Raw genomic sequence first — 6,913 nt, forward strand, 5'->3', positions numbered from 1 at the left:
AGCTCTGCAGGCGCGCTGCCGCGCTGCCGTGCTGTGCCGCCCGCGCCGCGTGCGAGGCCTTCGCGCGGTCGACCTAGCGCGGTGACCTCGATCCCTGCGTGGTCTGGGAGCTGCTGATCGGCAGCGTGGTGGTCGCGTCTTTTCTCGGCGCGATCGGGCTCTGGGTCCTCTCGGCCCTGCGCAAGGCCAAGCGCGCGCAATTGCGGCGCAACGCCTTCGTGTCGTCGGCCCTCAATCATCTGAACCAGGGCGTGGTGATGACCGATGCGCGCGAGCGCATCGTGTTCTGCAACGACCGCTATCTCGACATCTACGGCCTGTCGCGTTCCGATATCAGGCGCAACATGACCGGCACGGAGCTGCTGGAGCTGCGCCGCGACCGCGGCGTGCTCGACGTCAGCGCCGAGGACTTCTTTGCCCGGGCCGCTTTGTCCGAGGGGCTGGTCACCGAACTGCCGGGCGGCAGGTCGGTGCTGGTGAAATATTTTCCGCTGCCGAACGGCGGCTCGGTCGCGACCCATCTCGATTGCACCGACCAGCGCAAGCTGTCGCGCAAGCTCGCCTCGACCACGCAATTCCTGGAGTCGGTGCTCGACAACGTCCCGGTCTGCGTCGCGGCCAAGAACATCGAAGACGGCCGCTACATCTTCGCCAACCGCGCGTTCGAGCGCTTCTCGCGGTTCTCGCGCGACCACATCGTAGGCAAGCGCGCCGACGAGATCTTCCGCCCCGAGACCGCGCTCAGCATCGACACCGCCGACCGCGCAGCGCTGGACGCGCCGGAAGGCTATCACCGCAGCGAGTTCTTCGTCGAGCGCGGCTCGGAGAAGCGTATCCTGGCGTCCAACCGGGTGATCGCCCGCAACGAAGCCGGCGAGCCGGAATTCCTGATCGCATTGTTCGAGGACGTCACCGACCGCCGCTCGCTGTCGCGCGAGCTCGAGAACAACAAGAAATTCCTCGAGCTCGTGGTCGACAACATCCCGGTCTCGCTGATCGTGCAGCGCGTCACCGACGGCCGCTACCTCTTGGCCAACCGCAGCGCCGAGACGATCCTCAATCGCCGCCGCGAGGACGCCGCCGGCCTCACCGCTTCCGATATCTTCAACGCGCGCGAAGCCAAGCTGATCATCGCCCGCGACGAGGCTGCGATCAGGAAGCGCAGCATGATCGCCGAGGAGCATCCGATCTCGACCAAGGACGGCCTGCGGCTGTTCCTGACCCGCCGCATGACCGTGCTCGACGACAATGGCGAGCCGCAATATCTGATCAAGACCCATGAGGACGTCACCGACCGGCGCCAGACCGAGTCGCGCATGGCGCACATGGCCTATCATGACGGCCTGACCGATCTGCCGAACCGCGCCGCCTTCCTGCAGGCGTTGACCCAGATGATCGAGGCCTGCGACGGCACCGACGAGGAGTTCGCCGTGCTCTGCGTCGACCTCGACGGGCTGAAGGAGATCAACGACGTCTACGGCCATGCGATGGGCGACAAGGTGCTGATCGAGGTCGCACAGCGCTTGCAGACCGTGGCGCGCGGCGGCGTGGTGGCGCGGCTGTCCGGCGACGAATTCGGCCTCATCATCGACGGCAAGCAACCCGCTGCCGGCATCGCGCTGGCCGAGCAGGCCGCCGAGGCGTTGGGTGAGGATTTCGCGATCGACGGCAAGTCGGTGCGGACCGGGCTGACCACCGGCATCGCCGTGTTTCCGCACAACGGGTCCGACGCGGCCTCGCTGCTGGCCAATTCCGGCGCGGCGCTGTTCCGCGCCAAGGCGAAGTCGCGCGGCACGATCTCGATCTTCGAGCCGGACATGGACCAGCAGATCCGCGATCGCCGCGTGCTGCACCAGGAACTGTCGGTCGCGATCAAGAACGGCGAATTGTCGCTCTACTACCAGCCGCAGGCGGCGGCGGGCGGGAGCGTCGCGAGCAGCCAGATCATCGGTTTCGAGGCGCTGGCGCGCTGGCACCATCCGGTGCGCGGCTTCGTGCCGCCGAGCGACTTCATTCCGCTCGCGGAAGAAAGCGGCCTGATCGTCGAGATGGGCGAATGGATCCTGCGCGAAGCCTGCCGCGAGGCGGCCTCCTGGGCGGTGCCGATGCAGGTCGCGGTCAACCTGTCGCCGGCGCAATTCACCCATGGCGACCTCGTCGGCCTCGTCCATTCGATCCTGCTCGAGACCGGGCTGACGCCCGACCGGCTCGAGCTCGAAAATCACCGAAGGCGTGCTGATCGAGGATTTCGACCGCGGCTTATCGCTGCTGCGGCGGCTGAAGGCGCTCGGCGTCCGCATCTCGATGGACGATTTCGGCAGCGGCTATTCCTCGCTGAGCTATCTGCAGGCGTTTCCGTTCGACAAGATCAAGATCGACCGCGCCTTCGTCATCAATCTCGGCCGCAATCCGCAATCGGCCGCGATCGTGCGCGCGGTCATCGATCTCGGCCACGGCCTTGAAATGTCGATCGTCGCCGAAGGCGTCGAGACCGAGGCGCAACTCGGCTTCCTCTCCGAAGAAGGCTGCGACGCGGTGCAGGGCTATCTGATCGGCCGGCCGGCCCCGATCGGTCAATTTGCCGCGCTGGTCGGCGGCGACCGGCTTGCTGAAACCGTGCGCAGAGCCGGGTAAATCGGCCTGAACCGTCGGATCGGCCCGCCGGCCGTGCTTGCCATCCCTTGCACGTCCGGTTACCTTCGAACCACCACATCGTTTTCGTGCCGAGAAAGGAGGGCTGCGTCGTGGCGAGATTCACTGATCCCCACCTCAAGCGTGGCCCCGTCAACGCCCTGCAAATGCGTTTGCAGGGCTGACCGGAAACTCGGCTAAAATCTCTTCCTGGTCTGCCCATCGTGGCCGTGCGGCGTCGAACGTTTGAGCGTTCGCGCCTGCACTTGAATCCCTCGCCGCGCTTAGACACGCACATCCGATGATGGCTGGATGCCTCGGGATGATGCCGTGATCGCCGGCAAGACCAGAGAATTGATCGTGTCCCTCATCAATGTCCGCAATCTCGGCGTGACGCTGAACGCGCCGCTGTTTTCCGAACTCAATTTTGTCGTCAATGCCGGCGACCGGATCGGGCTCGTGGCCGCCAACGGCCGCGGCAAGTCCACGCTGCTGCGCTGTATCGCAGGCAGCATGGAGCCCAATGAAGGCGACATCACCCGCTTGCGCGGACTGACCGTCGGCCATGTCGAGCAGGATGCGCCGCCGAGCCTGATGGATAAGCCGTTCCATGCCGCCGTGCTCGAGGCGCTTCCCGCCGAGCAACGCGCGGGCGAGAGCTGGCGAGTCGACGTCGCCCTGCAATCGCTCGACGTGCCTGAGGAGCTGTGGGCGAGACCGCTGAAGCAACTGAGTGGCGGCTGGCTGCGGCTTGCGCTGCTCGCCCGCGTGCTGGTGACCGAGCCCGATGTGCTGCTGCTCGACGAGCCGACCAACCATCTCGACCTCGCCAAGATCGGTCGGCTCGAGGCCTGGCTGAATGCGCTGCCGCGCGAGATGCCGGTGGTGATCGCAAGCCACGATCGCGCCTTTCTCGACGCGACCACCAACCGGACGCTGTTCCTGCGCCCGGAACGGTCGCAGCTGTTCGCGTTGCCCTACAGCGCGGCGCGCGCGGCGGTCGACGAATTCGATGCCTCGGACGAGCGGCGCTGTCAGCGCGACATGAAGGCCGTCCGGCAACTCCGGCAGCAGGCCGCGAAGCTCAACAATCTCGGCATCAATTCCGGCAGCGACCTTCTGCTGTCGAAGACCAGGCAGCTGAAGCAGCGCGCCGAGAGACTGGAGGAGGCCGCGAAACCGGCGCACATGGAACGCTCGGCCGGCACGATCAGGCTCGCCAACCGCGACACCCATGCCAAGGTTCTGATCCGGCTGAATGACGCCGCGATCGCCGCGCCCGACGGCAGGCTGCTGTTCAGGATCAGCGAGCAGTTCATCTGCAAGGGCGACCGGATCGCGCTGCTCGGGCCGAACGGCGCCGGCAAGACCCTGTTCGTCGCGGCGCTGCGGCTGGCGATCGAGCGCCCGGAGGCGGCAATGGCCGAAATCAGGGCCACCGAGTCGCTGGTGCTCGGCTATTGCGATCAGGCGCTGGCCGATCTCGCAGATGGCGACACGCCGATGCGCATGCTGACGCGGCGCTTCGAGGTTGGCGATCAGCGTGCGCGCGGCCTGCTCGCCGGTGCCGGCCTCTCGATCGAGATGCAGGGCCGCCCGATCGGGCGGTTGTCGGGCGGGCAGAAGGCCCGGCTCGGCATGCTGGTGCTTCGGCTGACCCAGCCGAACTTCTATCTGCTCGACGAGCCGACTAACCACCTCGACATCGAGGGTCAGGAGGCGCTGGAGGAGGAACTGATGGAGCAGCAGGCCAGCTGCCTGTTGGTGTCGCACGACCGCCAGTTCGTGCGGACGGTGGCCAACCGGTTCTGGGTGATCGAAGGCAAGAACCTGATCGAGGTCGATGGACCGGAACAGTTCTTTGCATCGGCGACCTAGAACGAGATGACTTTGCCTCCAATCGCGCGGCGGACCCCGCTTCACCTCGCCCCGCGTGCGGGGAGAGGTCGGAACGCATCGTTAGATGCGTTCCGGGTGAGGGGGAGTCTCCGCAAATGCAGCTATCACCGTGTACGCGGACACGGCCCCTCACCCCAACCCTCTCCCCGTAAGAACGGGGAGAGGGAGCGCAGCGTCGCGGTCGCTGCTCAACTTAATCTCATCGCGCTTTAGGCGCGGTCACGCATTTTTTCCGCGAGCACATATTCCGTTCGCATGCAAATGCGATAGGCGTTGGGCATGGCGGACTATGACGTTGCGATCATCGGCGGTGGCCTCAACGGCACGAGCATTGCGCGTGACGCGGCCGGCCGCGGCCTGCGCGTGATCCTGCTGGAGCAGGGCGATCTCGGCTCCGGCGCCTCGCAGGCATCGCCGCGGCTGGTCCACGGCGATCTGGCGGGGCTGGAGCGGCGCGAGTTCTTCCGCGTTCGTCGGATGCTCAGGGAACGCGACGTCTTGCTGCGCATTGCGCCGCATCTGGTGCGGCCGGCGCGCTTCGCGATCCCCGTGCATGCCGGGGAGCGGCCGCCGTGGCAATTGCGGACGTTGCTGCTGCTCTACGAGCGGTTGGCATCCCGCAGCGGCCTGCCGCGCTCGACGACGCTTGATGTCACCCACCATCCGGTCGGCAATGCGCTGAAGCGGCCGTTCGGAACCGCGTTCGAATATTCCGATTGCGTCGTCGACGACTCCCGGCTCGTCGTGCTCAATGCGGTCGACGCCGCGGCGCGCGGCGCCGATATCCGCACCGGCGCGCGCGTGACCCGGGCCGAGCGTGGCGAGACCTGGCGGCTGATCGCGATCGATCGCGGTTATCGGCAGGTGATCACGGCGCGGTCGCTGGTCAACGCGACCGGCGCCTGGACCGCCTCGGTCGCCGACACCGTGTTGCGCGTGCCTGTGCCGCAGCTCGCGACCGTGCAGATCAGCCAGATCGTGGTGCGCCGCCTGTTCGACTGCGACAACGTCTATGCGTTCCAGAACACCGATGGACAACTGATCTTCGCCAGTCCCTATGAGCGCGACTTCACCCTGATCGGCAGCATCAGCCATGCCTTCAAGGGCGATCCCGCCATTGTCGCGATGGATGTGCGGGAGGTGGCCTATCTCTGCGACGCGGCCAATCGCTACTTTCGCGAGCAGATCACGCCGGCCGACGTGCTGCGAACGGTCTCAGGCGCTAATTCCGTCGTCGCATCGGCGCGCTGGCGTCGACGCGATGGTGCGGTGTCGGTCGATTTCAAGCGCGGCAAGGCGCCGCTGCTGACGATCTTCGGCGGCGACGTCACAACGTCGCGGCGCCGGGCCGAGCGGGCGGTCGCGAAGTTCGCGCGGTTCTATCCGATGGGACCGCGCTGGACTGCAACGGCACCGCTGCCGGGCGGCGAATTCGCCTGGCAGCGCTTCGAAACCGAGGTCGACATCGCCCGCGATCGCTGGCGATTTCTCGGCGAAGGACAGGCGCGGCGGCTGGTGGCCGCCTATGGGCTGAACGTCAGGGATGTTCTGGGAGACGCCAGGGAGAAGGCCGATCTCGGCCCGGCCTTCGGTCCTGAGCTGACCGGCGCGGAGGTACGCCATCTCATGCGCAAGGAATGGGCGCGCTTTTCCGACGATGTGCTGTGGCGGCGTTCGAAGCTCGGGCTGACCATGCCGCAAGCCGATCGCGATGCGCTTGCCGCGTTCATGGCGAAGGTGGATTGAGCGCGATTCTCAAACCTCTCCTTGAAAAGGGGAGGTCGCTTTGCTCGCAAGAGCAAAGCGGGCGGGGATCTGCTCTCTCGGCGAGCAGCGGTGTCTGCGGCTTGACCCCCATCCCGACCTTCCCCCTTTCAGGGGGAAGGAGAACAGCGCAAACAGCGGCTATTGCCTTGCCGCTTCTTGCGACCAGGCGAGGTCACGCTTGGACGGACGGCGATGCAGCCGCTCCGAGATCAGGCTCGTGGCTTGCCGGCCTTGCCCGGCGCGCAGGCAGGCGACGATGAAGGTGTCCTCCCACAATTCGCGCTGCGCATGGCTGCCGCCGATCCGCACCAGCTCGGGCATCAGCGGCGCCAGGATGCGGACGGCGCCCTCATGGTCGCCGGCGGCGAAGGCGGCAACGCCTCGGCCGAGGCCGATTGCGGCGGGGCCGGGCGCGAGCTTGCCATCGGCGTCGCGCGCCGCCATCTCGGCCAGCCGCGTCTGGAGCGCATCGTTGTTGGTCGTGGCAGCGACCAGCGCCTGGTGCACATCGTCGGAAAAGCGCGCCCATTCCTTGCGCATGAGATGGCGTACCTCCGCGCCGGTCAGCTCAGGACCGAAGGCCGGGCCGAGATCGGCCTTCTCCCTGGCGTCTCCC

The 6,913-nt window shown here is 66.7% G+C and carries 2 protein-coding genes and 2 pseudogenes; 3 read left to right on the plus strand and 1 reads right to left on the minus strand.

Annotated elements, in window-relative coordinates; all coding sequences use genetic code 11:
* Positions 1-80: 80 nt before the first annotated feature.
* From FNJ47_RS43780 to FNJ47_RS43790, 3 genes and pseudogenes are all read left to right on the plus strand, one after another.
* A pseudogene (locus FNJ47_RS43780) lies at positions 81-2,634 on the plus strand (sensor domain-containing protein); the annotation flags it as partial.
* Between the two features lie 309 nt (positions 2,635-2,943).
* Positions 2,944-4,509 carry an ABC-F family ATP-binding cassette domain-containing protein gene (locus tag FNJ47_RS43785; protein ID WP_165446135.1) on the plus strand — a complete coding sequence of 522 codons (1,566 nt, stop codon included), beginning with the start codon at positions 2,944-2,946 and terminating at the stop codon, positions 4,507-4,509.
* A gap of 300 nt (positions 4,510-4,809) precedes the next feature.
* Positions 4,810-6,276 (plus strand): glycerol-3-phosphate dehydrogenase, encoded by a 1,467-nt coding sequence (locus FNJ47_RS43790; RefSeq protein WP_163162702.1) that lies wholly within the window; start codon positions 4,810-4,812, stop codon positions 6,274-6,276.
* A 159-nt stretch (positions 6,277-6,435) separates the two neighbouring features.
* Here FNJ47_RS43790 and FNJ47_RS43795 read toward each other — a convergent pair.
* Positions 6,436-6,913: pseudogene (locus tag FNJ47_RS43795) on the minus strand (hypothetical protein); the annotation flags it as partial.

It is taken from the genome of Bradyrhizobium uaiense, from assembly GCF_010811875.1.
Taxonomy (GTDB): Bacteria; Pseudomonadota; Alphaproteobacteria; order Rhizobiales; family Xanthobacteraceae; genus Bradyrhizobium; species Bradyrhizobium uaiense.

Excerpts from the sequence above, each read along its gene's own strand:
- FNJ47_RS43785 (WP_165446135.1), top strand. The coding sequence starts at position 2,944 with ATGCCTCGGGATGATGCCGTGATCGCCGGCAAGACCAGAGAATTGATC.
- FNJ47_RS43790 (WP_163162702.1), top strand. The coding sequence starts at position 4,810 with ATGGCGGACTATGACGTTGCGATCATCGGCGGTGGCCTCAACGGCACG.